Source organism: Clostridium sp. MCC345 (genome assembly GCF_018785345.1).
GTDB lineage: Bacteria > Bacillota > Clostridia > Lachnospirales > Anaerotignaceae > Anaerotignum_A > Anaerotignum_A faecicola.
Window position 1 is genome coordinate 232,906 of sequence record NZ_WQPP01000009.1, and the last position, 25,983, is coordinate 258,888.

The window sequence follows — 25,983 nt, forward strand, 5'->3', positions numbered from 1 at the left end:
GGCTGCTTTTTTAACAAGAATACGAATAAAATGAGGGATAATAACCGCTACTAAAGCATATAATATGATTGTAGAATAGAAAAATGCAACAAGTTACAAAAATCTATTTCAACATCCCGATGATATATTGATTTCCGAAGTCTATCTGGATATAATAGAATAGAAAAGTGCAACATGTTGCAAAAATCTTTCGTAAGGAGACTTTGAGATGGAGATTCGCAGAGATTTTTATCTGGATAAATTAATAAAAAGAAAAAACAATGGACTGATTAAGGTAATTACCGGTATCCGCCGATGCGGCAAATCCTATTTATTGAATAATCTGTTTTATCATCACTTACTGGAAAGCGGTGTTGATGCCGACCACATTATCCGTTTTGCTTTTGACTCAGCAGATGATCTTTATCTGATTGGAGAAAGCCTGATTCAGATTGAAAAGGAAAAGCGTGGAGTTGATCCTGAAAAGTTCATGGCATATATCCGTTCCAAGGTCGTAGGTGAAGGAATGTATTATCTGCTACTTGATGAAATTCAGATGTTGGATTGCTTTGAAGCTGTTCTGAATGGCTATCTTCGTAAAGATCATATGGATGTATTTGTGACCGGAAGTAACGCAAAGCTCCTGTCCAAAGATATAGCTACCGAGTTCGCCGGTCGTGGTGACGAAGTTCATATGTATCCCCTGAGCTTTGTCGAGTTCATGACCGTTTACAACGGTGATAAGTACATGGGATTATCTGAATATATGCTATATGGCGGCATCCCTCTGGTTGTTCTTCGTGAGGGAGCAAACGATAAAGCAGTTGCATTGCAGAAGTTGTTCAATGAAATTTATCTTCGAGATATTACCAAACGTAACCGGGTAAAGAACATTGGAGAACTGGAAGATCTTCTGAACATTCTTTCCTCTGCTATTGGTTCACTGACCAATCCGGAAAAACTGAAGAATACTTTCAAGACGGTAAAGAAATCCAGAATCACTTCCGCTACCATTAAGAAATATCTGGATTATTTTGAGGATTCTTTCCTGATTGAATCGGCGCAAAGATATGACATTAAAGGAAAGGCATATATCGAAACTCCAAAGAAATATTATTTCTCCGATCTTGGACTTCGCAATGCCAGAATCAACTTCCGTCAGTTCGAGCAGACCCATTCTATGGAGAATGTAATTTATAACGAACTTCGTATGCGTGGCTACAGCGTGGACGTAGGTGTAATACCGATTGCGGAACGAGATCAAGAAGGTAAGGTTATCCGCAAACAACTTGAAGTTGATTTTGTATGCAATCTTGGTTCTTCCAGATACTACATCCAGTCTGCGTATTCTCTGCCAGATGAAGCGAAGCGTACTCAGGAAATCAGACCATTCAGAAAGATTGATGATTCTTTCAAGAAAATTGTTGTTACCAAAGACATCGTTCAGCCGCACTACGATGAGTATGGTATTTTGACTGTGAACATTTATGACTTCCTCCTTGATCCGCAAATTCTTGAAAAATAAACAATGTAAACTCATGTTGCGGAGATGTAAAGCTGATGTGGTGGAGTTTCTTGGTATTATTAAGTACAATGAAATCACAAAAGCAAAGGAGGGTTTCAAATGAAGCTATCAGATAAAATTATCGGATTAAGGAAATCTAATGGAATGTCGCAGGAAGATTTGGCTGAAAAGCTGAATGTATCACGACAAGCTATTTCTCGTTGGGAATCGGGTACTGCGATGCCTGATGCAAGCAACATTCTTCAACTCGGTAAGCTGTTCGGTGTCACCACAGATTACTTACTGAATGATGATTACCAGAGCGATAATGACCTGCCAAAGGTAAAAGAAGTACAAAACGATAATCTTGGGCAGATTATGATCTATCTGGTAACTCTCGAAGTCATGGCGCTTTTGATGCAGTTTATGACTACGGTTATTCTGCAAAATGTGTTCTTTGGCTTTTTGAGTTTTATTCCGTTTGTTGCAGCTATTGGCGGTTTTGAATACGCATACCAAAAGAAAGCGTCCAGTGCAACAGAAAAAACAAAGAACTTCCGTAGAAGGTTTTACAAGATTTCTGCTTGGTTGGGACTTTATTTCCCGATTAGATTTATCATAAGCGTTGCGGTAAGCTTCTATCCTCGCCCATACAATACCTTGGTTTTAGAGATTATTATTTTAGTAATCTATATTGCGGCGGCAACTTGCGTTAATCTTTCAATCGACAAGAGTTATTTACCAAAAGAGCAAAAATAGAGGTTCAATACATAGCAGTCATGCACTACGGTGTGTGGCTGCTTTTCTTTTTTTTGCTCAATTTCCGCTCAATCCACGCTCAATGAGTTTTACACCCTCTTTCAGTAGAATGAAATTGCAATGAAAACAACACCAAATCAAAAAATTCGGTGCTAATTCAAAGCAAATCTACTGAAAGGGGGCATTTTTTATGAACACAAACAAACACAAGGAGGTACAGAGCAAATGAGAGAACTGAACAACATCAAAATTATTGCCGTTGATCATGGTTATGGCAACATCAAGACTGCGAACACAGTCACACCTACCGGAGTGACAGCTTATGAAACCGAACCAATCTTCTCTGGCAACATTCTGGAGTATGGCGGCATCTATTATCGCATCGGGGAAGGTCACAAGGAATTTATCTCAGACAAGGCTATGGATGAGGACTACTACATTCTGACTCTGATGGCAGTTGCCAGAGAACTGAATGTGTATGGTATCCGTGAAGCAGATATTCATCTGGCTGCCGGTCTTCCGCTGACCTGGATTCGCAAACAGAGAGAAGATTTCCGAAGCTATCTGCTCCGCAATAAGGATGTGGATTTCCGTTTTAACGGCAAGGACTACCATATCCGTTTTGTCGGATGCAGTCTGTTCCCGCAGGGATACCCTGCCATTGTTAGCCGTCTGGGAGATTTCAAGGGAACCAATCTTCTGGCAGACATCGGAAACGGCACGATGAATATTCTGTATATCAACAACAAAAAGGCTGTGGAAAGCTGTTGTTGGACAGAAAAATTCGGTGTCAATCAATGTATGATTGCCGCCAAGAATGCGGTACTGGACAGCTTCGGCGTGAAAATCGAGGAATCTACCATTGAGCAGGTACTTCGCTTCGGAACTGCTGACATCAGCAAGCCATATCTGGGCTGCATCACTTCCGTAGCTAAGCGATATGTGGCTGATATTTTCGCCACGCTCAGACGCTATGAATACAATCCGGATCTGATGCGGCTGTATATTGTGGGTGGTGGCGGCTGTCTGGTCAAACACTTCGGACAGTATGATGAAAACCGAGTGACTATTCTGGATGATATTTGTGCGACAGCCAAGGGTTATGAATATCTCGCCTTTGCCAGTCCTCGCAGGAAGGAGTAACCCATGAGCGAGAATATCCGCAGCACAAATCTTCGCTTCAATTTAGAAAAGGACACACAGAAACAAGCATGGCAGTATCTTCAGACCATGGACAAGCAGCATTTCAAATCCTACAGCAATGTAATAGCCGTAGCTCTGGTGGAGTATTTTGAACGTTATTACCGCAGTCAGGATGATCCTTACTTTGAAACCAGAGAACGTGAGGATCGATTTGTAAATCAGATTATTTCCTCTGTAGAAAGTGCCATGGAGAAAACACTTCCGATATTTCTGGCAGGTTGTATGGCGGGATTGTCGCAAGTGCCTGTTGCAGCAGCTTCGGTCACACACCAGGAGCCAGATGCAGAACTGGATTGGGATTTCCTTGGAGAATAAATTTTCTCCAAGCTGATCTCACGGGAGGGAAGTGAACACATGACACAATTTCTGACACAGGATGGTCCGATACCGCCGTATATGGCATTCCCAAGATTTTTGCTGGACAAAGATGGACTGAATGAAACTGCCAAAATTCTCTATACGATTTTGCTCGACCGAGCAAGGCTGTCACAAAAAAATGATGGTTGGACTGATGAACAAGGTCGTGTGTTCATTTTCTTCCCCATCAAGAATCTGGCAGAAACAATGCACAAAAGTGAAATGTCCATTAAGACCGCACTATCTGCTCTGTAAAAAGACAATCTGATTGTCCGTAAACGTCAGGGCGCAGGGTTTCCGAACAGTATCTATGTAAGAGTGCCACCGGAAACTCTGGCGCAGACGGACAGAAATCTTTCCAGCAGACAGACGGAAAACTGTCCTACGGATAGAAAGAAAACTGTCTCTGTAACAGAAAGAAAACTGTCCAGTAGTAATAAAGAGAAGAACAATATTAAAAGAGCAAATTCAGAGAGTAAGGATAATCGCACCGCCTATGGTTCCTATCAAAATGTTTTTCTGACTGCGGAGGAGTTGTCAGCTTTACAAAGCGAAGTACCCCACTATCAGGAATACATTGAGAAATTATCCAGATATATGGCATCCAGCGGAAAGCAATATGCCAATCATGCAGCTACCATACGAAGCTGGGCATTGCAAGACCATCCTGCTCCTGTCAGACGAACTTATGAATGTAAGGAGAACGAAAGCCTATGAAGCCAATAGCAAATACTGTGGACGATTTATTTCAGCCGAGAGAGCTTGCGGAAGATGAATATCTGAATGAAGCTGACGGACTGATCTATTGCTCCAAATGTCATACTCCTAGACAGCACCACATTGAACTGAAGGAACGAGTATTTCTCCCAACAGTTCGCTGCCGTTGTCAGCAGGAAGAATACAACAAAGAAGAAGCTGAACGCAAGCATCAGGAATTTCTCATGCAAGTGTCTCGTCTGAAAGCCAATGGATTGCAGGATAAATCTCTGCATGATTATAACTTTTCCAATGATAAAGGCTACAATCCGGAAATGCAGAAAGCCCATGATTATGTGGCACATTGGGAGGAAATGAAAGTGAAATCATTGGGGCTGCTTCTCTGGGGAGATGTTGGAACCGGTAAATCATTTTTCGCCGGGTGCATTGCAAATGCCCTGTTAGACAAATGTGTTCCGGTTCTGATGACCAACTTTTCCAGAATCCTGAATACGCTGACCGGAATGTATTCCGATGATAGAAGCCAGTTCATCGACAGCTTTAATAAATACAGTCTGCTGATTATTGATGATCTGGGAATTGAGCGAAGTTCGGAATTCGCTCTGGAGCAGGTATTCAATGTGATTGACAGCCGTTATCGAAGCAAGAAACCGCTGATTGTAACCACCAATCTGACCTTGGATGAGTTGAAACATCCGAAAGATCTGGCAAGAGCAAGAATTTATGACCGAGTATTGGAGCGTTGTGTTCCTCTGAAAATCAACAATCAGAATATCCGAGAGGTGAATGCAGCCGCCAATATGCAGGAAGCACGAAAAATCTTAAATTCCGGTACTTAATTTCATAGCCGATGGTGCTGAACAATTCGCCCGTCAGTACACAGATAACCTTAGGATTGCAAAGCGAATTGTGTCTGCACCATCTACATTGGATTACAGTACCACACCGATGCCAGAAAGGAGATGATATTATGGCAAATAACAGACCTATGACCGAAGATGAAAAGAAATTATTACAGGCACAACACAGAATGGAAGCGATTGAAGCCCGTAACCGTCAGAAAGAGCGAAAATCAAGAACCAGACGATTGATCCAGATGGGAGCCGTTTTGGAGAGTGTGTTTCCGGAAGTTCAGACTATGGGGCTTGATGATGTGAAAATGGAGTTGAAAAGACGATTGAATACGGAAGAACGATTGAAGGCATAAGCCTTGGCAGCTTTGCTGCTATCCCGAAGGGCGCACTTACTCACCACCCATAAAATGGGCGGTGGTATCCCCTTCAAGGTCGTGCGCTCTGCGAGGCTTTGCGGCTCCTCTGGAGCCTTATGTACAATGCCACACTTTTTTCAAATTGCTGTCATTGTCCACGCAGTTTCCACAAGTACAATCGCTACAGCGTTTGTAAGTAGGGGGACAATTTGTACCCTACTGTGTTAACTGCCTGCGAAAACCTGCCACCGGCAGCTTTATCGCAGAGATAGGTGCAGCATCTGACAGCACCTATTTTCTTTTTCGCAAAAAGAAACAAAAATGTGCTGCGGCACAGGAAGGAGGAAAATAATGAACTATTTCCATTTAGAAGCTAAAGTTGTGAGTCGTGGTGCAGGCCGTTCCGTCATAGCGGCTGCTGCTTACGCATCCTGCTCTCGACTCTACAACGACTACGATGGACTGACCCACGATTACACCCGAAAGCAAGGTTGTCTGTATAGCGAAGTCTTTCTGCCGCAGTATGCACCGGAGAATTGGAAAGACAGACAGGTGCTATGGGAAGCGGTCGAGTCCGTAGAAAAAACAAAGGACAGCCGACTGGCAAGAGAGCTTGTAGTAGCTTTGCCATCTGAGTTGTCTTTAGACGATTGGAAAAATATGTTGGAGCGTTTTATCCGAGAACAGGGAACGGATCTTGGTATGTGTGCAGATGTGAACATTCATGACCCATACCCTCCGGGGCATAATCCACACAGCCATATTCTTTTCACGATGCGCCCCTTGGATGAGCATGGCAAATGGCAGGCAAAGGCCCAGAAAGAATATCTCTGTAAGCGTGGCGAAGAAGAATGTGGCTTTACCGCTGACGAGTTCAAAGTTGCCAAGACACAGGGATGGGAGAAACAATATATGTATCAGTTCGGGGAGAAAAAGGAGTATTTAACCCCATCTGAAGCAGAGAAAATCGAGGGATGTATCAGAACATCAAAGACACCTAAAAGTACCCGCTATGGGAGACAAAATCCTCTTACAGAGCTTTGGAACAGCGAAGAACAGATATTTGCGTGGCGTAAGAGTTGGGAAATGATTATCAATGAAGAACAGGAACGTCATGGTATTGTTGATCGTGTAGACTGCCGCAGCCATGCCGCCAGAGGACTGACCGAACAGCCGACTGTACACGAAGGCTACCATGCAAGAAAACTGGAATCCATGGGAATTGTTTCTGACCGTTGCGAGCTGAACCGTCAGATCAGAGCAGATAATAAGCTCCTGCGTGAACTGAAGGCATCTGTCAAGAAACTGATGGATGCAGCAAAAAATACCATTCCCTCCCTTGCTAAAGCAATGGAATCTCTGCGTGCGAAGATGATTATTTTCTGTTATCAGCTTGGGTATATCTGCAAAGGCAAGAGTAGCATTTCCAAATATGTTGATACCGCAGATCCTATTCTGGAACGCTATGCGGAGTTGAAACAGGAAATCAGAGAAAAGAGCAGTGAGCAGAAATCCCTTCGCTCTGAAAAGAAAGGTACCTCCATTTTTAATGTCAAAAAGCAGATGGAGCTATCTCAGCGCATTGCAGAACTAACCGAAGATCTGGAAGAACTATGTTCTGAACGAACCATGCTTTTGAACCAGTTGGACTGTGCTGACAATAAGGAAGTAAAGAAAGTAAAAACCAGCGTGTCCACCATGAAAGATACACTGAAAAATCTGGACGCCAAGGAGGTACAGTTCTCTGCCGAGCTGGATGCAGCACAGAAAGAATTTGCTTCACTACAGGAACAGGTGGCAGACTTTGATCCCATCGACCTGTACAATGCACGACAAGCTATCCGTTCCGAAATGGAGCAGGATGCTGTACACAAATTGCAGGAACGATATACCGACGAATATAGCTATATAACCATGGTTGACGGAAGGCGGGAGGTTTCCCTTATGCTGGATGAATACGCCGAGGAACAAAGAATTCAGCAACTGAAACAGGAGCAACAGCGCAAGTTCCAACAAGAACGCAGGCAGAACCACCCCCTAAAAAAGCAGAAAGACAGAGAACGCTAACAAAATCAGCGGGAGTGCATCGTAAAAATGCACTCCCGCTTTTTAACTGTGTCACAGCAACGAAATCATTCTGCGTCTGGTTCAGAAAGGATTAACTTGCTAATCAAAGCATTAGAAATCTGGTGGTTTTCGATATGAGTAATATGGATATGTAGCCCCTTGAAGTCCAGTTCGATATTCTGCTCCCCATCGTTAGGAATCATATCCAGCTCGCCAAATACAAGTCCGCTGAAAGTGTCCACATCCTCCATACCAATATCCACACCCAAAGCCTGTTCAATGTCATATAGTTCCACATTGCCGATGATAGCCCAGATATTTACATCTATTTGCTCGACATAGGGTTCTGCTGCGGCTTCCTCAGCAGTGTCCTCACCTAAATCACCAACCAATTGTTCAATCAGGTCGTTTAATGTCACAATACCTTCAACACCGCCATATTCATCAAGCACGATGGCCATGATATTGCTGCTTTTTTTCATTTTGCGGAATAGGACATCTGCCTTAATAGTTTCGGGAACGAAAAAAGGAGTTTTGACGGCATTCTGCATCACACTTTCTCGTCCTTTATCGTCTAAGCGGAAGAAATCCTTGGCATTCAGAATACCGATAATGTTATCTGAGGAATCTCCGCAAACGGGATAAAGAGTATGACGGCTGTTATGGATGGTTTTGTTCCATTCTTCCATAGAATCTTCGACCCACAGCATAGTAACATCTGTACGATGGACAGCAATTTCCCTTGCGGTCAGGTCGTCAAATTCAAAGACATTCTGGATGAATTCTTTTTCCTGTTCGTCAATAGCACCCTTTTCACTACCAGCATCTACCATCATGCGAATTTCTTCCTCGCTGACCTGTTCGTCTTCTTCGTTAGGATCAATGCCCAGAAGTCGCAGAACAGCATCAGTAGAAGCAGATAGGAACCATACAATAGGCTTGAACACGATGGAGATGCCTCTAATTAAGCCGGAAATGCCCAGTCCCAATGCTTCTGCTTTTTTCATTGCCACTCGTTTGGGAACCAGTTCGCCAAAGACCAGAGTAAAATAGGACAAAATCAAAGTGATCAAAGCAACGGCGATGGTGTCCAGTGTAGCCCTGGGAACAGTAATCCCCAGATTAATCACCCAATCCACCAATGGATCAGAGAAGTTATCCGCCGCAAATGCGGAACCCAGGAAGCCAGACAATGTGATTGCCACCTGAATGGTTGCCAGAAACTTGGCAGGCTCTCTTGTCAGATGGAACAGGCGTTTTGCTCGTTTATCTCCTTGATCCGCCATCCTTTCCAATTTTGTTTCGTTTATGGAAAGTACCGCAATCTCTGCACAAGCAAAAACTGCATTTAATGCAATCAATATAATCTGTAATAAAAACAATACTAACATTTTAACCTCTTTCTGCAATAACAATATACTATCTTCAAAAAAGCAAAAGACACAGCCCATGCATGGATTCCAATGCACGGGTCGTGTCTTAACTTCTATATCTGAACAAATAGATTTTGTAATTACATCGGTTAGGGTCAGGACAACTGTCGCTTGTATCCATTTTGTGATTTCACCTTCTTTCCCACAATATAATGTTTTTTATTATAGAATAGCTCTCTGGCTATGTCAACAATAACTCCATCAACAAAGGGTAAGTAGAGATTTTTTAACTGTTTCTTAGCATTATTCCACTTTCTGCATCCTATATCCAACGCCAATATGAGTCTGGATGTATTGTGGAGCGCCAGGGGTTTTCTCCAGTTTTTTTCGCAGAGTTGCCATAAAAACACGCAGAGAACCAATGTCATTCTCCCAACTGCTTCCCCATACATTTTGTAAAATAAAACGATGTGTCAATACCTTGCCTGTGTTTCGTGCAAGTAAACACAGCAGCTTATATTCCATTGCAGTCAGAGACAGCTCATTGTCACCCAGATAAGCACAACCCACAGAATAGTCAATTCGAAGTGGACCGTTTTGATAGACCGCCTGTTCATTGCTCACATTTTGTATCAGCGCAAGGCGGCGCTGGGTAACACGCAGACGTGCCAGTAATTCTTCAACAGAGAACGGTTTTGTTAAATAATCATCTGCACCGGCATCCAGTGCATCAATTTTATCATTATCCTCAGCTCTTGCGCTGATAACAATGATTGGAACGTTTGACCAGCTACGGACACGGCGTATTACTTCCACTCCATCAATGTCTGGTAGTCCCAAATCCAGTAAAATTATGTCAGGATTATGAGAAGCTACTTCCATCACGGCTCCTTCACCGGTGCCTGATGTAATAAAGCGGTAATCATGTGCTCTTAATGTAGTAGTTATCAGATTGCGTACCGGAGCATCATCCTCCACAACGAGGATTTGAAATTTCTTCATGTATTATTACCTCCTCCAGCGGAAGGGTAAAACGGAACACAGAACCATGCGGTAAATTGTCCGTAACATGGATTGATCCGCCATGCGCCTCCACAATAGCTTTGCAGAGGTACAGACCCAGCCCAAGACTGCGGCGATTATCCGCTATTTTATGTTCGCCGCTGTAAAATTTATCAAATATTTTTCCTTTTTCCACATCGCTGATGCCCTTGCCGGTGTCAGCGATTTTGATTTCCGCCATCCCGTTCTTGCATTCAGCACTGATACTAATCAAGGTGTCCAAAGGTGTGTATTTCAGTGCATTGTCCACAAGATTGATGATGACCTGCACGATCAGTTTTGCATCTACCCGTACCATCAGTAAATCATCCCCATAATTCACAGTGATGGAATGCTTTTTTGCATTGGGGCGGATATGCTGCATCGCTTCCTCGATGATTTCAGAAACCAGCTCTGGAGAGGTTTTCAGCATCATGCGACCTTCTTCGATACGAGTAGAGTACAAAAGATTTTCCACCAGGTTGGTCAACCACATGGAGTCATCGTAAATATCTGCATAAATCTGCTGTTTGGTTTCATCATCAAAGCTATGACTGTTGTGTAAAAGATTGCCTGCATTACCGGAAATCGTTGTCAGTGGAGTGCGTAAGTCATGGGAGATGGCTCGCAGCAGATTAGCTCTAAGTTGTTCGCTCTCTGCCAGAATTGCTGCAGCTTCTTTTTCCCTGATATTCTTCTCATTTTCCAGTGCAAGCGCTGTTTCACCGAGAATAGACAAAAGGATGCTCTGCTCTGATGCATCCAAGGCACCTGCCATTGCATCAATTCCCACGACACCATATATTCGTTCATTGACACGAACAGCAAAATACAGATACTGTGCATCCGGGAAGTTCTTTGTTGTAGCTCCGGCATTATGATTGTTCTGAAGAACCCACTCTACAATCGCAAGTTCTGTTTCTTCATCGTAAAAGCGCTGTCCATCCGAAATGAAACGTATCGGCTCAGATAATCGTCCACCCTCGTGGTCAAAAATGACTATACTTCGTCCGAGCAGCTTGTTGATCTGCTGTCCGGCAGTTTGCAGAATGGCTAATTTGTTTTCTGCCTTAGACAAAAGCTGATCTGTATCAAAAAGTACCTTTGTTCGTTTGGCGATTTTCTCTGATTGTCGTGCCTGTTCTTTATATCGAATGGCCAATGTACCTGTGATGTACGCCGTTAAAAACATAACTACGAATGTTACCGGATAACCGGTATCGTAAGCTGCGAGCGAGAATCGAGGTGCTGTAAACAGATAATTAAAGATAAATACACTGACTATGGATGAAATCAAGCTGTATATCTGATGGGATGTGGCAATAGATGTCAACAACACACCAAGAATATACACCATTATCATATTTGCATCGGTAAAGCCTATCTCGTGAAACAACAAACTGAGTAATGTTGCCGCAAACAGAATCAGAGCGCTCTTTACAGTGTTTTTTATGATTTGCTCGTGATGGTATTTCCTCGCCTTTTTGGGATGATAGGTCGTATCTGCTGCTTTATCTGGAATGATATGAATATCCAGCTCTGGTACATAGGACAACAGAAGTTGTGTTAATGTCGGTTTTCCAAACAGATGCTTTTGGATAGCGGAGCTTTGGCCCAAAACAATTCGAGTAATACCGGAGATGCGGGCAAACTCTGCGATTTGGTACGGAATATCGTCGCCATATACCGTTTCGATAGTCGCTCCAAGCTGTTCAGCCAGCTTGCGGTTTTCCTCCAATCGCTTTTTGTTTTCGTCGGTAGCCACTGCAAAATCCGGTGTTTCAACGAATAATGCTGTAAACTGACTGTCAAAGGCTTTTGCCATTCTTGCGGCGGAACGAATGATCTTTGCATTGGACGGTGCCGACGACAGACAGGCGAGGATATGATCCTGCTTGCTGTTAATGTTATTTAGTTTGTTCATTATCCTCACCTCCAACTTTGTAATAGATTCTACCATACAAAAGTCCTGATTTCTACCCCGAAAATGTGAACGTTCAGTCTAAATAGTCAGCATATCCGCATTTTAGTCTACAATGTTCCATTTCCAATGCTGTAATTACTCGGTCACGATTTTTTGATTTCAAACTCTTTTTCCAAACAACACGAATCCATTTTTCCTCATCCGGATTTTCAACTGTTAGACCAAGCGTGGTTACCAGCATCTTTGTCTTTTCGTATGGAATCCGAACAGAAGCATATTGTTTCCCCAAAGGTTCTGTGCTGTCATCTGCCAGAAGAAGAATGTCGATACGTTCGTTTATTAGCTTATCTAAGAGATGATTGATTTGTCCACTACTGAGAAAGAACTCAACATGAGGAGCAGATTCAGAATAACTCTCTAATGCAGATGCAATGGAATTCAACAGCATCGGGGTTTCTGCTGCAATATGAATCTTGCATTGGCTATTTCGATTACCTTCGGCGATTAGGCGTTGGTTTTCTTCAATGAAATCTCCGAATCTTACAACAACATAGTATCCAAATGCAAAAGTTGCCAACAGAATTAGTATTAAAAATAGATCCTTCATCAAGAACACTTCCTTAGCCTGATTAAAAAAGGATTGATTATATGCAGAAGCACTTGTGGACGGCTTTTTCCTGTCCTAACACAAGAATTGATTTATTTCGACCAAGCACGGTATCCGGCGTAATGCTCATATTTAATCTTCCGTTCTCACGGATACCAAGGATATTGATGCCAAACTTTTTACGAATGTCTAACTGTGCAATGGGTTTTCCATTCCACTCATGTGGGATTTCCAATTCAAAAATAGCGTATTCGTTATCCAGTTCAAAGTACTCCAAGATATTATCAGAGGAACAACGGATCGCTGTCCATGCAGCCAACTGCTTTTCAGGGTAGACCACTTCATCTGCGCCATTACGTAGCAGAAACTTTTCCTGTATCCCACGAGATGCACGGGCAATAACCTTTTTAGCACCCAATTCTTTCAGCAGATAAGCGGTTTCCAAAGAGTTTTGGAAGTTATCTCCAATGGCAACAATACAGGAATCGTAATTGCCAATACCCAGAGAAGCAAGGAATTCTTCATTGGTGCTGTCTCCAATCTGTGCATTGGTAACATAAGGAAGCAGCGCATTTACACGTTCCTCACTGGTATCTACTGCCATAACCTGATGTCCCATAGTGTGCAGCTTCATAGCAATAAACTTGCCAAATCGTCCAAGACCAATCAATAATACCGATTTCATAACAGAACCTCCTTGTTCTTAACCTACCGAGATTTTCTCGACAGGGAGTTTTGATAATGTGTTTTTTGTTGCTGGCAGTATAGCGAAGATCAACGTCAGCCCACCAACTCTGCCAATGTACATCTGTGCAATCAGAATCAGTTTGCTTATAGCTCCAAGTTCCGGTGTGATACCCAGTGTCAACCCGACTGTGCCAACCGCCGATGCACTTTCATACAGGCAAGTTACAAGCGGAAGATTTTCCAGTTTACTGATTGCTATTCCACCAAGAAGAAATAACGAAATATACATAAAGAACACCGTTGCCGCATTTTTTACGGTATCATCATCGATGCGTCGCCCGAAGAAACAACCATTCTGACGTTTTTGAAAGACTGCCGCTGCGACAGATATCATTACTGCAAAGGTAGTAACTTTCATACCTCCTGCCGTAGAACCGGGTGCACCGCCGATGATCATCAACAATGATGTAATCATCTGTCCAGTTTCACTCATTGCATTCAAGTCCACGGTGTTAAAGCCTGCTGTTCTCGGCGTAACGGCTTGGAACAAGGCTCCCCAAAAGCGTTCTGCAAACGGAAGATGTACCAGTTCGAAAAAGAAGAAGTAGACTGTTGGAACCAGTATCAATCCTGAGGTAACAGTAAGGATAACTTTGCTTTGCATATGGTATCGCTTTATGTCGATGCCGTTGGTGCAAATATCGCTCCAAGTCAAAAATCCAAGTCCGCCGATGATAATCAGTAGCATGATTGCCAGATTGATAATTGGATTCGCAGCATATCCCATCAAAGAATTAAACAGAATACCATCATTTACAATGTCAAAACCGGCATTACAGAAGGCTGAGATGGAGTGAAATACTGCCATCCAAAGACCTTCGCCAAATCCGTAATCCCCGATGAACACAGGAGCCATAATCGCTGCGCCCAAAAGCTCAATAATTACGATGCCTTTCAAGATGAAACCAGTGAATCGGACAATGCCGCCAACCTGCGGTGCGGAAATTGCATCCTGCATTGTGCTTCTTTGCATCAAGGAGATTTTCTTTCCTGCTGCCATTGTAATCGCAGCAGCTACTGTGATAACGCCCATGCCGCCGATTTGAATTAACACAATAATGATTGCCTGCCCAAACACTGTCCAATGTGCCGCCGTATCATAAACCACAAGTCCGGTCACACAAACCGCCGAAGTCGATGTCAGCAGACAATCCAGAAACGGTGTAATCTCTCCACTTTTACTGGATACCGGCAGCATCAGAAGCAGCGCACCCAACAATATGACAGCGGCAAAACCGAGAATAATCATCTGAGAGGAGGATAATTTACGTTCCAGTTTTCCCATCTCAACACCTCCAATGTTCGTTTTCTTAAATTGTATTATTGCATTTCAACCATAAAATGGGCATTAGCGTGCCGGTTATGGCATTAAATTCGCATTAAGATAAAGACCATCACTGGTTCTCAAATAGAGAACCGTGATGGCCTTCATTTTTAACAATATATCAATTCATTTAAGACGATTTCTTCCGCAGCATTGCGGATATTATTACAAGCACCTACCCAACCCATCTGATCACGAGATTTTAATTCCTCATTTACGCCTTGCTGCTCCTGTATTTGTTGGATCAGCAGTTCCATTCTCTGATGAGCTGTATCATCAATGCTATTTAAGTGAGATACCAGTTTCCCTCCGAACAAAAGCTCTGCGTACAGCCAAGGGCGATGCTCTTTTATGTAGGCTTTACGCATACGACCATACTTTCCATAGTGGGGTTCTTCATCAACCGGCAGTTCCAAATCTGGATAATACATTTCATCTTCGCCAAGTGTATAGGTTCCGCCCATTTCTTCAAAGATTGACTTCATAGAAATACCTCCAATCTGTTTACTTTATTGCTACGCTATGTTATAATACCACAAGGCACATCACATATCAAGATAAGGAGGGTATGAAATGCGGAAAAATGATGACATCATAGCTATCTATTCCCGTAAATCTAAATTTACCGGAAAAGGTGAAAGTATCGGCAATCAGGTAGAACTATGCAAAGAATATGTTCGTGTACATTATGGTGATACCGCTGTAGATAAAGTTGCTGTATATGAAGATGAGGGCTTTTCTGGTGGTAATCTGAATCGTCCGGATTTTAAGATAATGATGGATGCAGCCAAGAAACGTAAGTTTAAGGCTATCATAGTTTACCGTCTTGACCGTATCAGCAGAAACATCAGTGACTTTGCCAGCCTGATTGAAGAACTGGCTCGTCTTGATATTTCTTTTGTTTCTATTAAAGAGCAGTTCGATACAAGCACTCCTATGGGACGAGCTATGATGTATATCGCATCTGTTTTCTCTCAGCTGGAGCGTGAAACCATTGCAGAACGTATTCGTGACAATATGCACGAACTGGCAAAGACAGGTCGTTGGCTTGGTGGTACAACACCTACAGGCTATGCTTCCGAAGCAGTCAAGAGTATTACCATTGATGGAAAGTCTAAGAAAGCCTGCAAGCTGAAACTGATTCCTGAAGAAGCTGATATTGTCAGAATGATTTATGACTTATATATAGAAACGGATTCTCTGACCTTAACCGAAGCTGCTTTGATTAAACAGGGTATCAAGACGAAGAACAACAATTACTTTACCCGTTTTTCCATCAAAGCCATTTTACAGAATCCGGTTTATATGATTGCGGATGAAGATGCTTATAATTTCTTCATTCAGAATGACACAGACCTGTTCTCGGAGAAAAATGCCTTTGACAACAAGCACGGTATTATGGCTTACAACCGCACCGATCAAGAGAAAGGCAGAGCTACAAAGTACCTTCCTGCAAGTGAATGGATTGTATCCGTTGGCAAGCATCCGGGTCTGGTTCTAGGTAAAGTATGGGTACAAATTCAAGAGTCTTTGGAACGCAATAAATCAAAATCTTTCAGAAAGCCACGCAGTAACGAAGCGCTTTTGACCGGCTTGTTATTCTGTAGCTGCGGTGAGCGTATGTATCCGAAAATGAGCAAGCGAAAAACTGCGGATGGAAAGGTGATTTACACCTATGTTTGCAAAATGAAGGAGCGCAGCCAGCGTTCTGTGTGCAACAGTAAAAATGCAAATGGCAATACATTGGATATGGCTGTGATTGAGCAGATTAAAATGCTTGCAGAGGACAGAGATACTTTCATTGCACAGTTGGAACAGCGCCGCAGATTTTATACCGGCAACCGCATGGACTATGAACAGCGATTGGATGATATGCGAAAGGAAACGGCAGATACAGAGAAGAAAATCAATTCTCTGGTAGACTCCCTTGTAGATATGGGTGACAGCCCTGCCAAGGCTCATGTAACCAAACGAATTGAGCAGTTGAACGAGGAATACCAGTCCCTTGAAAAACGTATTCAGGAGCTGGAGGGTCTGACCACACAGCATGCTCTCAGCGATATTGAGTTTGACTTGATGCGTCAGCTGCTGACTGTCTTTAAGGATGGCATTGATGAAATGACCATAGAGCAGAAACGAGCAGCCATCCGCACCATTGTGCGTAAGGTGGTATGGGATGGTGTCAACGCTCATGTGATTTTGTTTGGTGTCAAAGATGATGAAATCGAGTATCCGGAAATTGCTGCTGCCCTCTCCGGTAATACAGAGGGTGATGACGAAACAGAGGAATTGGTGGACTTCTCCGATGTAGATTATGATGACGATATGGAGGATGAAGGCCTGGGAAAAACTGAACCCCTCAGTGCATCAAAAACGCATTGGGGGGAGAATAGCAAATGAAATCCTTATGTCACTGCGGTTTTCCAAGAAATTTCAGAACGATATTTCACTTTATGAACCGATTGGCACCGATCGGGACGGCAACGAAATCGTCATGCTGGATGTCATCAACAGCGAAACACTGGATTTTGCGGAACAGCTGCATCTTGCCATCGAATCGGAAAAAATGCTGCACGCAGTACGGGAACGTCTCAGTAAACGAGAGCAGATTGTTGTCATTTTCCGCTATGGTCTGTGGGGACAGGAGGAACTGACACAGCAGGAAATTGCCGGACGGCTCGGTATCTCCCGTTCCTATGTATACCGCCACATCTATTGTAAATAAAGTGCTTTAAGAAATCGCTTCCAGCTCGGGGAAGCGGAATTTAATAATAATCTGTTTTGTTTCGGTTAACTCAATTCTTTCAATTAAACTGACAAGTAATTCTCTGCTGGTATATGCAGATTGTAAAAAGCGCTGCACCAGTTCTTTTGACAAAGTATCGGAACTGATGGGACTTTCCTTTAATCGCTCTAACTCTTTTAATTTTTCTTCTAAAGTGGTACGTTCTATTTTCATTCGTTGATACATCCGCTCAAAGTCTGTTTCCGTAAGTAAGCCACTAAGGCGATCCATATACATCTTATCCAGATTGTTTGTCAGACTGCTGATTTTATTATGCACTGCCTGTATGGCATATTCCTGCTTCAGTTCCTTTTTATCCGTTTGTATCGTTTCTTTGGCAATCATCTGCAAACGATGCGGATGCAGATATGCCTGACAGATTTCACGTACCTTTTCAATCACTGCGTCTGTAACAACCTGTTCCTTTATGCAGTGGCAGGTACAGACCCCTGCTTTTGTAAATCGCTGATAAGTGCGGCAAACAAAGAATAGTCTGTCCTCTCCTGTTGTCGTCTTACGGTTGATGACCGCAAGCGGATATCCACATTCGTGACAGAAAATCAGCCCTTTTAACAGGAAATCATATTTTCTGCTGCGGGTATATTTTCTGCTGTTTAATAATTGCCTTACTTTATGGAAGGTTTCTTTATCAACAAGAGGTTCATGTGTGTTTTCAACAACAATCCATTTGCTTTGTTCCTGTTTGATGCATTTCTGCGACTTGTAACTGATTTTAACCGATTTACCCTGTACCATATTTCCTATATAGGTTTCGTTCTTCAGCATATCCGAAATACGCTCGCTGGACCAGAGACCGCTGTACGGGCCTTTTTGCCGCCTTTGCCAGCCGCAATAGGTTGCAGGTGTTGGAATCCCTTCTTCATTCAGCACCATTGCAATCCTGCGGCAGCTCATGCCGGTCAAAGCCATTGCAAATATGCGGCGAACGATAGGTGCAACTGCTTCATCAATTACAATTTTATTTTTTTCAGTCGGATGCATCTTATAGCCATACACAGGTTTTCCGCCGATGAACTGCCCCTTCTGCTGTTTATCATGCTTTACGCTTTTAATTTTTTTGGATATATCCTTTGCATACATGTCATTCATTATCGCACGAAAGGGTGTAATATCATTTGCGGTGGATTCTATGCCGGTATCAATGCCATCCAGGAGGGAGATATAACGGACTCTTTTCTCCGGAAAATACCGCTCCATATAATGCCCCGTCATAATATAGTCTCTCCCCAAGCGTGATAAATCCTTTGTGATGACCATATTGACCTTTTTTGTTTCAATATCACCAATCATACGCTGAAACGCGGGTCGATTGAAACTGGTTCCGCTCCAACCGTCATCAATGTAAGTATCGTAAACAGATAAACGATGCTGCTGCACAAATTCATTCAGCAGCGATTTCTGATTTGTAACACTTTCAGACGGCCCTTCGCTTTCATCTTCTTTTGATAAACGAATATACAATGCAACATGATAATCCATGGGGTTGCTTATTTCTAAATACATCATATTCCTCCTTGAAATAAGCGACCAGTCACTTTAAATATGGTAACATAGCTTTGTTAGTCATTTCAAGCGAACATGAAAGATATGCTCTGAAATATTCATCCAAAAGTTGTGTTAAGGACTTATTGGATTCTGTATAGATACAATGAACGATAGGTTTTACTTGTTTCATAATTATCCCCCCTTTGTTCAACGTATGAAAAGAAAGATTTATTTTTGTCTGTCCGGCTATATAAATCATTCCGGAATGTCGGCACAAACCACTCCCCCCAAAAAACGTCAATCTATTCTCCATTCTTGTCGATATTCTCAGAAGGTCTGCTTTTCATTATGCATACATCAGTAGTCTTACACTTCCTGACGGTGGCTTGGGTATATGAAAGGTCATCGCAATCCTATCTTTGCCATAAGTAGGATAAAGGAGCAGATGTTTCTCGCTCGTATATTGCTATGGTCATGGCGCAATCTCTCCCTACGGCTTTCCCTTTCGGGTTTTCATATGCCCAATTCCGGAATTTGATGATTCAATTTTCAAGGTACAATATTACTAAAAGAAACGAATTTTTTTATCGTGTCTGCGCTTTTTCAGATATACGGATGAAATTTCATAATTGCTGCAATTAATCCAACTTCCAGACTTCTTTTCACTGTTTCATCTACCATTTCTCTGCAATGTCCATTCTCATCCATTACAACGCGCATAGAAAGCTTTTCTATGTATGGCTTATAAGTATCAACCACTTCCATCAAAGCTTCTGTATCTCCCGACACAGCCAGAAGTATCGTTTTTGTCTTTAGTTTCTGTTTGCTGCCAAAAATGCTTTTTCTTGCATTCTGGCTAAAAAATTCATTTTGGTTTTTCCTGTTTCTCATTTACCTCTGTATGCACCTCCATCATCTTCCTGATATACTGCAACGCTACATTTCGGTTATACTGCACAGAGCTTTTCGGCATCAGGATGGTTTTTCCAATCTCCTTATCCGTCATATCCGCAAAAAAACTAAGAATTATAATTTCCAATCTTTTCTTCGGCAGTAAAAGCAATGCATGATATAGCATTTCATTTTCGATAAATACCCTGATATGCTCCAGTTCTATCTTTAACGCCAATGCCGGATATGTATCGTAAGTATAATAATATTGTTCCAGCTCCCCCTCCTCAAAATCAGAAAATACATAGCCCTGTTCTCGCCTTTTCTGTCCTTCGCGTAACAGTTTATAATTTGTATACGTTATAACCTTTTTACAAAAGGCATCAAAGCGCATCTGCAGGCTAACCTCAGAAGGAAGTAAATTCATTTGGTTCACCTCCTTCTACTAATTGAAGTTTTGTTATATGAAATTCTTTCCTTCTACTTAATACAAGCCAAAAGCTGCTCTCAAAAACCAAACTTTATTCATAATTTTTTGCGCAAAATAAAAAAAGTCGTTTTCCAGTAATCAGAAATTACTAAAAAACGACTTTCTTAATTTTTTTATGCATTAACGAACAGACATCATCCTGTATATAGTATTAAGTATCTCATCACTAATTTTCTTCATCTGGAACCTGCAAATTCACAGGCTCCAATCCTGCTTAATTCCTTTTCTTTCTCGATGCTAACCAGTCATCAATCCCTTTGTATTTCTTATTCCAGCATAACCGATGGACGGAAAATTTATACGCATTTGCCATTTCCATCATCTGCATACAGCTTTTTTCCACATGCGGGTTTGTGTACTTATCCATGTCATAGGCTTCCACAATATTCTCTACGCCGTTACGTTTCAGCTGTGCAAAAATCGGTTCTAATGCTCTGTAATGGCTTACGCCTGCCAGCGCAACAAAGGTTTTCTTACAGAAGGCGTGTGCAATATCAGCTTTTAATGCGCCTTCTGTTACATAAACTGTTTTATCCGCCGGATTACCAATGAAATGCACCGGCCCACCTACAGATGTACCACGAAATTGGTTGGAGCTAGAAAACCAGATATACTTTTTATCCTCTATCGGTCGGTCCAAGCGAATCTGGAATCCCTCTATCCTTCTGTCCATAGAACGTATCGGAATCAGAATCCCGGAGGCGTGCTTATTGAAGTTAATGCCATAGGTATTATTCTTTTTCGTATAAAACCCCGGGACTCCTTCCAGCACACACTCTCTTGCCATAATCGCAGATACGATTTTATGAAAGCCAAAAGCAGGCGTGCTTTTATAGCCATATTTCACAATCTGCTCTGCATCCAGACCTCGTTCCATAAGATTTTTCTGATGGTCTTTTGATAAAATCAGCTGTGAAAGCAGCATGGAATAGGTCTGATACCGTATTTCTAAGTCCGCTTTCGGTATCTGCTCCATATCAGGCGTATATATCGGCTTTGGCAGTGCATCCGCTTTTTTGTCATCATGTAAAATCTCACAGATTTCTGCAAATGCCTGTGCATTGCTGATCTGAAAGACCTTGCTGTAAAGCTCTATCATTCCACCGCTTTCTCCGCAATAATTGCAGCGGAATACATTCTTGGCAAAATTAAGGTTCATTTTGCCTTTCTTATGTCCGCAAAAAGGACAATCCACGTCCATATTGGTGGGCTGTCGGCGACGAACCTTTAAGTTTAATATCCCCGCAACATCTAAAATGGTAAATGGATAATCACGCATCTATTCGCCTCCTATTTTTCAACTGACGCAAGCAGCAGTTTTGCGCCTGCGCGGAGCACATTATTTTTTCCGTGATAAGACTCGACGTACCAGTTGATTGCACCGGGCTTTTCTACGCAAAGCTCACCCAGTGTTTTCCCTTTATACGCACCAATCGGAATCAGATAATTCTTGGCATCCTCCAAACTCATTTTCTGCATCAGTTCCTCTACAGGCATAGATGCGTCCCACTCCGCTTTCTTCTGTTCCGATGCTTTCTTTTGCATTTCAGCGGCCTGTGGCATTTCATCCAGCAGTTCTTCCTCCGATTCATCCTGCCCCATTTCTTCTGATAAACCGCTGTCCGGAATTGTCACAGGTGCATCCACAAGGCTTCTGTCCTGTTCCTCTCCCGGTTCGGAGAACTGGATGCCAAAGCCTGCATCTGCCAATGCTCTGCCGACGGCCGCCGTTTCAGCGGTCTCTACATATTTCAAACCGTAGGCATCATCCTCTTTGCGCCAACGCTGAGCAAATGCACAGGAAATATACGCATCCTCTGCATCATTGCGATTCAGATATACCCTGCTTTCGATAATTGCAACCTCATTTTCCAGCTTTATAATGCGCTTTGTAATCTTTCCTTCCGGGTGCATCAGTCGAAACCAGAGTTTTCTATACTTTACATCTAAATAAAACTGCTCCTCGCCATTCTCCCCTGTCAGCCGTCTTAAAAAAGCCGAGGGATCAAAGCCATCTACCTTATTCAGCCCGTTGATGATGGACATGTTGTTTACTACTGCTTCGTTCATTGTAATTCCGCTCCTTTCTTCCTGATAATAAAAAAGCTGAGTCATCAGTTACCCAATCACTCAGCTCTTTCCTAAAGTGTCAGCTGCTCTGCTTCTTCTTGTTTTACAGCCTTCTGTTCTTTCTGCTTCATCTTTTCAAACATATCCCTGATTCGTTTTGACAGTATTGTGTTTCGCTGAATGGTATCATTGCGATGCACAGCGGTAAATAATGCACGCTTCTGTCCCACTAAAATCACTTCTTTCTTTGCCCTGGTAATTGCAGTATAAATTAAGGCTCTTTGCAGCATTACATAAAACGTGGAAAGCACCGGGATAATAACACAGTCAAACTCGCTCCCCTGACTTTTATGAATTGTTGTTGCATACGCCAAATCAATACTACCTAATTCGTCCATGCTGTACTCTTTTATTCTGTTATCAGAAAATGTAACGGTTACAGGAAAATCGGCATCCTTATCTACCATAGACACAAAGCCAATATCCCCATTGCTGACCGTTTCCATATTCTTCGTCTGCATTACCTTATCCCGATATCGAATCGTCCGATTCCCGGAACTGATTTCCAGACGCTTATTCACCAAAGGATTGAGTATATCCTGTAATACAAGGTTCAGCATTGCAGCGCCTGCATCACTTTTCACACGGAACGGTGTTAAAACCTGTGTATGCTCTACACCGTAAATCGAAGTTTGTTTCAGAAATTCGGATTTTATAATCTCTGCCGCTTCCGCTGCATTTTCCGCAGGCAGAAATTGAAAATCATCCCCGTATAACAGCTTGGTTTCTCCCATCTGAATGCTTTGTGCATTTAACGGAATCCGGCTGGTATTCTTCTGGCGGAATACCATATCCAAAACCGTCACAGGCACAATCCCACTTGCAATCATTTCATTCAGTACATTGCCTGCGCCTACGGACGGCAGCTGATTCGCATCCCCTACGAACAGCACCTTTGTTCCTGTACCTAAGCTATGTAACAGATAATACGCCAAGCGCATATCAACCATAGACGCTTCATCCACTACAACAAAATCCGCAGGGATAATGACCTCCTCATAATCAGCGGTATCAGAGGTAAGGTTTAAGGCTGCATGCAGCGTAGACGCATACGGAAAGCCTGTACTCTCCGCCATTTTTCTGGCTGCTCTGCCTGTAGGCGCTGCCAGCAGGATTTCTTTCCCCGGGTGCAGCCGTTGATAGACTGCAAGGATACTTTTCAGTACCGTTGTTTTCCCGGTACCCGGCCCGCCTGTAATGATAGAAAAGCGATTCTCCATACACATCCGAACTGCCTCTGCCTGCTTCTCAGAAAGCAAAACACCATTTTCCTTCTGCACTTCCTTCAGATACTGCTCCAATTTTGCACTATGTCTCTTTTTCGCACTTAACAGCTTTGCTGTTATTTTTGCTGTCTGCTCCTCAAAATGGAAAAACTGCGGTAAATAAATCCGTTCTCCATCTGCATAGAGCTTTCCGTAAGCACATAAATCCGAAAGCGTATTTTTTATCATAGCTTCTGTTACCTCGCCTTTCGGCACCGCTTCAGAAAGCAATACATAAGCCCGTTCCAGCAGAATATCCTGCATAAGAAATAAATCCCCACTGTCCTTTGCTTCTTCCAGAATAAAAAGTATCCCATTTTCCAACCGCAGCGGATCCGCAGGTAAAAAATTGATATTTCTCGCAATCTGATCCACCGTTTTAAAGCCAAAACCGGAAATTTCGCAAAGCAAATACGGCGAATGCTGTATCACATCTACCGAGCGACTCCCGAAATGCTTCTGTATTTTCTTTGCTTTATTCAGCGTTACGCCATAGGCTCCCAGAAACGTCATAATCTCCTGCATGCTTTTACTGCCTGCATAGGAATCCAGAATCTGTTCCAGACGCTTTTCGGAAATACGCTTTATCTCCAGAAGACGCTTGGGCTCCTTCTCAATCACATCCAGTGTATCTGTCCCGAACCTTGCTACAATTAAATCCGCCGTTGCTTTCCCAACGCCTTTGATTAAGCCGGAGGAAAGGTATGCTGCAATCCCGCTTTTTGTTTTTGGTAATACCTCGGTATAGCTGTCTACATGAAATTGCAGACCATATCTGCTGTTCTCCCATGCGCCTGTTAAGGCAAGCATACTATTGCGAATTGGCGGCAGATAATACCCGATTACAGAAAAATGGATTTTGTTATCTCTGCCATACCCAAGCTCTTTCGGTATCCCGGTGTCTTCGCTGGTCATTCTAAAGATACAAAATCCATTCTTTTCATTCTGATATATGGTTTTCTCATAAAGTGCAAGTAAGGTTACTTTTGTCGTAACTCCTTTCTCTGCACGATTCTGATTGTTCCAAGTCATTTCCTTTTGCTCCACTGTTTTATCAGCTCCCTTTATTTTACAATCTTCTTTACCTGAAATACCCTGCTTTCTGTCGTTGTCGCATATTTTTCATAAAGCTTGCTATCGTTCAATTTCATTTTCTGCAGATTATCCTTGGTAATGCCGGTGCGCTGCATTGGCTTATAGCTGATGTGATATTCACTGCCATCTGCGGCAACACATAACCCTTTTGTTGCATTTCCAAGCATTTCCGCAAATTTCGCATACGCCGTTTTGATTTTCTGCTCCAGCATTCTGGAATTACTGTCAATCACAGCCTTTTCACTTTTCATACGATAAATCAGCTCTAACGCTTCTCCATAATCACTCTCAATCAAAACCTCATCAGGATTGTTTCTCTGCATCTGATAGCGTTTTAAGCTTGCTAATACCAGATCTCCGTCGCCACTTAAGGCAGGCTCAATTCCGGGTTCCACATACTCTGTCCAAAAAGATTCCTCCTGTAAAATCAGATTTTCCTCAAAATCTAAATCTCTGTCGATTCTGCGAAAGACAAAATCATTTTCCGAGTTCCCGAATAAACACGCGCAATAAGCAGTATCCAGATTCTTTACAGCCATGTAATGTCTGCACTGTACCTCATAATGATACGGAACAGCATCATTCTCCCATTTCTCCTTTGTGTGGATATTAGCCGTCTTACACTCTAAAATACCAACCGTACCATCGGATGTTTCAAAAAAGTAGTCTACGTCCGCCAGCATAAACGGGAATAACGGATGTCGGTACATTACCTTCTCCTGCCAGATGCGAAAACCTGTTTTCTTCGCAAAAATAGCAGCTACTAAATCCTCCAGTCGTTTACCGACCTCCATAGCTACCCATCCGGACGTATTATTATCCTCCGGCTCTCTGCCAAGTTTCTCAAAGTATACATCTCTCGCTGTTTTATACGGCGAAAGACCGATAACGGCTGCTGCATCACTGCCGCCGATTCCGTTTCTGCGGTATTGCAGCCATGTTTCTTCCTGCATATCTTCTGTACTGACAAGCACATCTGCTGTATAATTCAAATTTAATCCCATGAATT

25 protein-coding genes are annotated in these 25,983 nt (G+C 42.6%); 11 read left to right on the plus strand and 14 right to left on the minus strand.

Features of this window, described 5'->3' with window-relative positions; all coding sequences use genetic code 11:
* Positions 1–208 precede the first annotated feature (208 nt).
* The 9 genes from GPK49_RS02950 to mobQ all read left to right on the plus strand — a co-directional run bounded on the left by GPK49_RS02950 (position 209) and on the right by mobQ (position 7,796).
* Positions 209–1,504, plus strand: coding sequence for an ATP-binding protein (locus GPK49_RS02950; RefSeq protein WP_215676679.1), 1,296 nt, complete (start codon positions 209–211; stop codon positions 1,502–1,504).
* 99 nt (positions 1,505–1,603) lie between these two features.
* Positions 1,604–2,242, plus strand: coding sequence for a helix-turn-helix domain-containing protein (locus tag GPK49_RS02955; protein ID WP_215676680.1), 639 nt, complete (start codon positions 1,604–1,606; stop codon positions 2,240–2,242).
* 225 nt (positions 2,243–2,467) lie between these two features.
* Positions 2,468–3,385 (plus strand): ParM/StbA family protein, encoded by a 918-nt coding sequence (locus tag GPK49_RS02960; protein WP_215676681.1) that lies wholly within the window; start codon positions 2,468–2,470, stop codon positions 3,383–3,385.
* Positions 3,386–3,388: 3 nt separating this feature from the next.
* Positions 3,389–3,760: an adenylate cyclase gene (locus GPK49_RS02965; protein WP_215676682.1), complete on the plus strand. Its 372-nt coding sequence runs from the start codon at positions 3,389–3,391 to the stop codon at positions 3,758–3,760.
* Positions 3,761–3,799: 39 nt separating this feature from the next.
* Positions 3,800–4,057, plus strand: a complete 258-nt coding sequence (locus tag GPK49_RS12895) for a replication initiator protein A (protein ID WP_318283824.1) — start codon at positions 3,800–3,802, stop codon at positions 4,055–4,057.
* 63 nt (positions 4,058–4,120) lie between these two features.
* Positions 4,121–4,519, plus strand: a complete 399-nt coding sequence (locus tag GPK49_RS12900; protein ID WP_318283825.1) for a hypothetical protein — start codon at positions 4,121–4,123, stop codon at positions 4,517–4,519.
* A complete protein-coding gene (locus tag GPK49_RS02975; protein ID WP_215676683.1) occupies positions 4,516–5,358 on the plus strand; it encodes an ATP-binding protein in 843 nt (280 codons plus the stop codon). The genes GPK49_RS12900 and GPK49_RS02975 overlap by 4 nt, the downstream gene beginning before the upstream one ends.
* A 131-nt stretch (positions 5,359–5,489) precedes the next feature.
* On the plus strand, positions 5,490–5,726 hold the full coding sequence (locus GPK49_RS02980) for a DUF3847 domain-containing protein (RefSeq protein WP_215676684.1): 237 nt from the start codon (positions 5,490–5,492) through the stop codon (positions 5,724–5,726).
* A gap of 354 nt (positions 5,727–6,080) precedes the next feature.
* Positions 6,081–7,796 carry a MobQ family relaxase gene (mobQ, locus tag GPK49_RS02985; protein WP_215676685.1) on the plus strand — a complete coding sequence of 572 codons (1,716 nt, stop codon included), beginning with the start codon at positions 6,081–6,083 and terminating at the stop codon, positions 7,794–7,796.
* 65 nt (positions 7,797–7,861) lie between these two features.
* Here mobQ and GPK49_RS02990 read toward each other — a convergent pair whose 3' ends face one another.
* The 7 genes from GPK49_RS02990 to GPK49_RS03020 form a co-directional block, all read right to left on the minus strand.
* Positions 7,862–9,187 (minus strand): hemolysin family protein, encoded by a 1,326-nt coding sequence (locus GPK49_RS02990; RefSeq protein WP_215676686.1) that lies wholly within the window; start codon positions 9,185–9,187, stop codon positions 7,862–7,864.
* A 285-nt stretch (positions 9,188–9,472) separates the two neighbouring features.
* On the minus strand, positions 9,473–10,171 hold the full coding sequence (locus GPK49_RS02995; protein WP_088108181.1) for a response regulator transcription factor: 699 nt from the start codon (positions 10,169–10,171) through the stop codon (positions 9,473–9,475).
* The gene (locus GPK49_RS03000) at positions 10,137–12,134 is read right to left on the minus strand and encodes a DUF4118 domain-containing protein (protein ID WP_016408405.1); all 1,998 of its coding nucleotides are present in this window, start codon (positions 12,132–12,134) and stop codon (positions 10,137–10,139) included. The genes GPK49_RS02995 and GPK49_RS03000 overlap by 35 nt, the downstream gene beginning before the upstream one ends.
* 73 nt (positions 12,135–12,207) lie before the next feature.
* On the minus strand, positions 12,208–12,741 hold the full coding sequence (locus GPK49_RS03005) for a hypothetical protein (protein ID WP_016408404.1): 534 nt from the start codon (positions 12,739–12,741) through the stop codon (positions 12,208–12,210).
* Between the two features lie 37 nt (positions 12,742–12,778).
* Positions 12,779–13,426, minus strand: coding sequence for a potassium channel family protein (locus tag GPK49_RS03010; protein ID WP_016408403.1), 648 nt, complete (start codon positions 13,424–13,426; stop codon positions 12,779–12,781).
* Positions 13,427–13,444: 18 nt separating this feature from the next.
* Entirely contained in the window at positions 13,445–14,773 is a 1,329-nt protein-coding gene (locus tag GPK49_RS03015) for a TrkH family potassium uptake protein (RefSeq protein WP_016408402.1), read from the minus strand.
* A gap of 149 nt (positions 14,774–14,922) precedes the next feature.
* The gene (locus GPK49_RS03020; protein WP_016408401.1) at positions 14,923–15,297 is read right to left on the minus strand and encodes a TnpV protein; all 375 of its coding nucleotides are present in this window, start codon (positions 15,295–15,297) and stop codon (positions 14,923–14,925) included.
* Between the two features lie 88 nt (positions 15,298–15,385).
* Here GPK49_RS03020 and GPK49_RS03025 point away from each other — a divergent pair, with 88 nt between their 5' ends.
* Positions 15,386–17,212 (plus strand): recombinase family protein, encoded by a 1,827-nt coding sequence (locus tag GPK49_RS03025; RefSeq protein WP_215676687.1) that lies wholly within the window; start codon positions 15,386–15,388, stop codon positions 17,210–17,212.
* A 7-nt stretch (positions 17,213–17,219) separates the two neighbouring features.
* A complete protein-coding gene (locus GPK49_RS03030) occupies positions 17,220–17,537 on the plus strand; it encodes a sigma factor-like helix-turn-helix DNA-binding protein (RefSeq protein WP_215676688.1) in 318 nt (105 codons plus the stop codon).
* A gap of 6 nt (positions 17,538–17,543) precedes the next feature.
* Here GPK49_RS03030 and GPK49_RS03035 read toward each other — a convergent pair whose 3' ends face one another.
* The 7 genes from GPK49_RS03035 to GPK49_RS03065 all read right to left on the minus strand — a co-directional run bounded on the left by GPK49_RS03035 (position 17,544) and on the right by GPK49_RS03065 (position 25,978).
* The gene (locus GPK49_RS03035; RefSeq protein WP_215676689.1) at positions 17,544–19,121 is read right to left on the minus strand and encodes a recombinase family protein; all 1,578 of its coding nucleotides are present in this window, start codon (positions 19,119–19,121) and stop codon (positions 17,544–17,546) included.
* A gap of 585 nt (positions 19,122–19,706) precedes the next feature.
* Positions 19,707–19,994 (minus strand): helix-turn-helix domain-containing protein, encoded by a 288-nt coding sequence (locus GPK49_RS03040; protein WP_215676690.1) that lies wholly within the window; start codon positions 19,992–19,994, stop codon positions 19,707–19,709.
* Positions 19,969–20,421 (minus strand): hypothetical protein, encoded by a 453-nt coding sequence (locus GPK49_RS03045; RefSeq protein ID WP_215676691.1) that lies wholly within the window; start codon positions 20,419–20,421, stop codon positions 19,969–19,971. The genes GPK49_RS03040 and GPK49_RS03045 overlap by 26 nt, the downstream gene beginning before the upstream one ends.
* Before the next feature lie 277 nt (positions 20,422–20,698).
* A complete protein-coding gene (locus tag GPK49_RS03050) occupies positions 20,699–21,763 on the minus strand; it encodes a DUF3854 domain-containing protein (protein WP_215676692.1) in 1,065 nt (354 codons plus the stop codon).
* An 11-nt stretch (positions 21,764–21,774) separates the two neighbouring features.
* On the minus strand, positions 21,775–22,554 hold the full coding sequence (locus GPK49_RS03055; RefSeq protein ID WP_215676693.1) for a hypothetical protein: 780 nt from the start codon (positions 22,552–22,554) through the stop codon (positions 21,775–21,777).
* Between the two features lie 71 nt (positions 22,555–22,625).
* Positions 22,626–24,911: an SF1B family DNA helicase RecD2 gene (gene recD2, locus GPK49_RS03060; protein ID WP_215676694.1), complete on the minus strand. Its 2,286-nt coding sequence runs from the start codon at positions 24,909–24,911 to the stop codon at positions 22,626–22,628.
* A gap of 32 nt (positions 24,912–24,943) precedes the next feature.
* Positions 24,944–25,978 (minus strand): lambda-exonuclease family protein, encoded by a 1,035-nt coding sequence (locus GPK49_RS03065; RefSeq protein WP_215676695.1) that lies wholly within the window; start codon positions 25,976–25,978, stop codon positions 24,944–24,946.
* Positions 25,979–25,983: the final 5 nt, after the last annotated feature.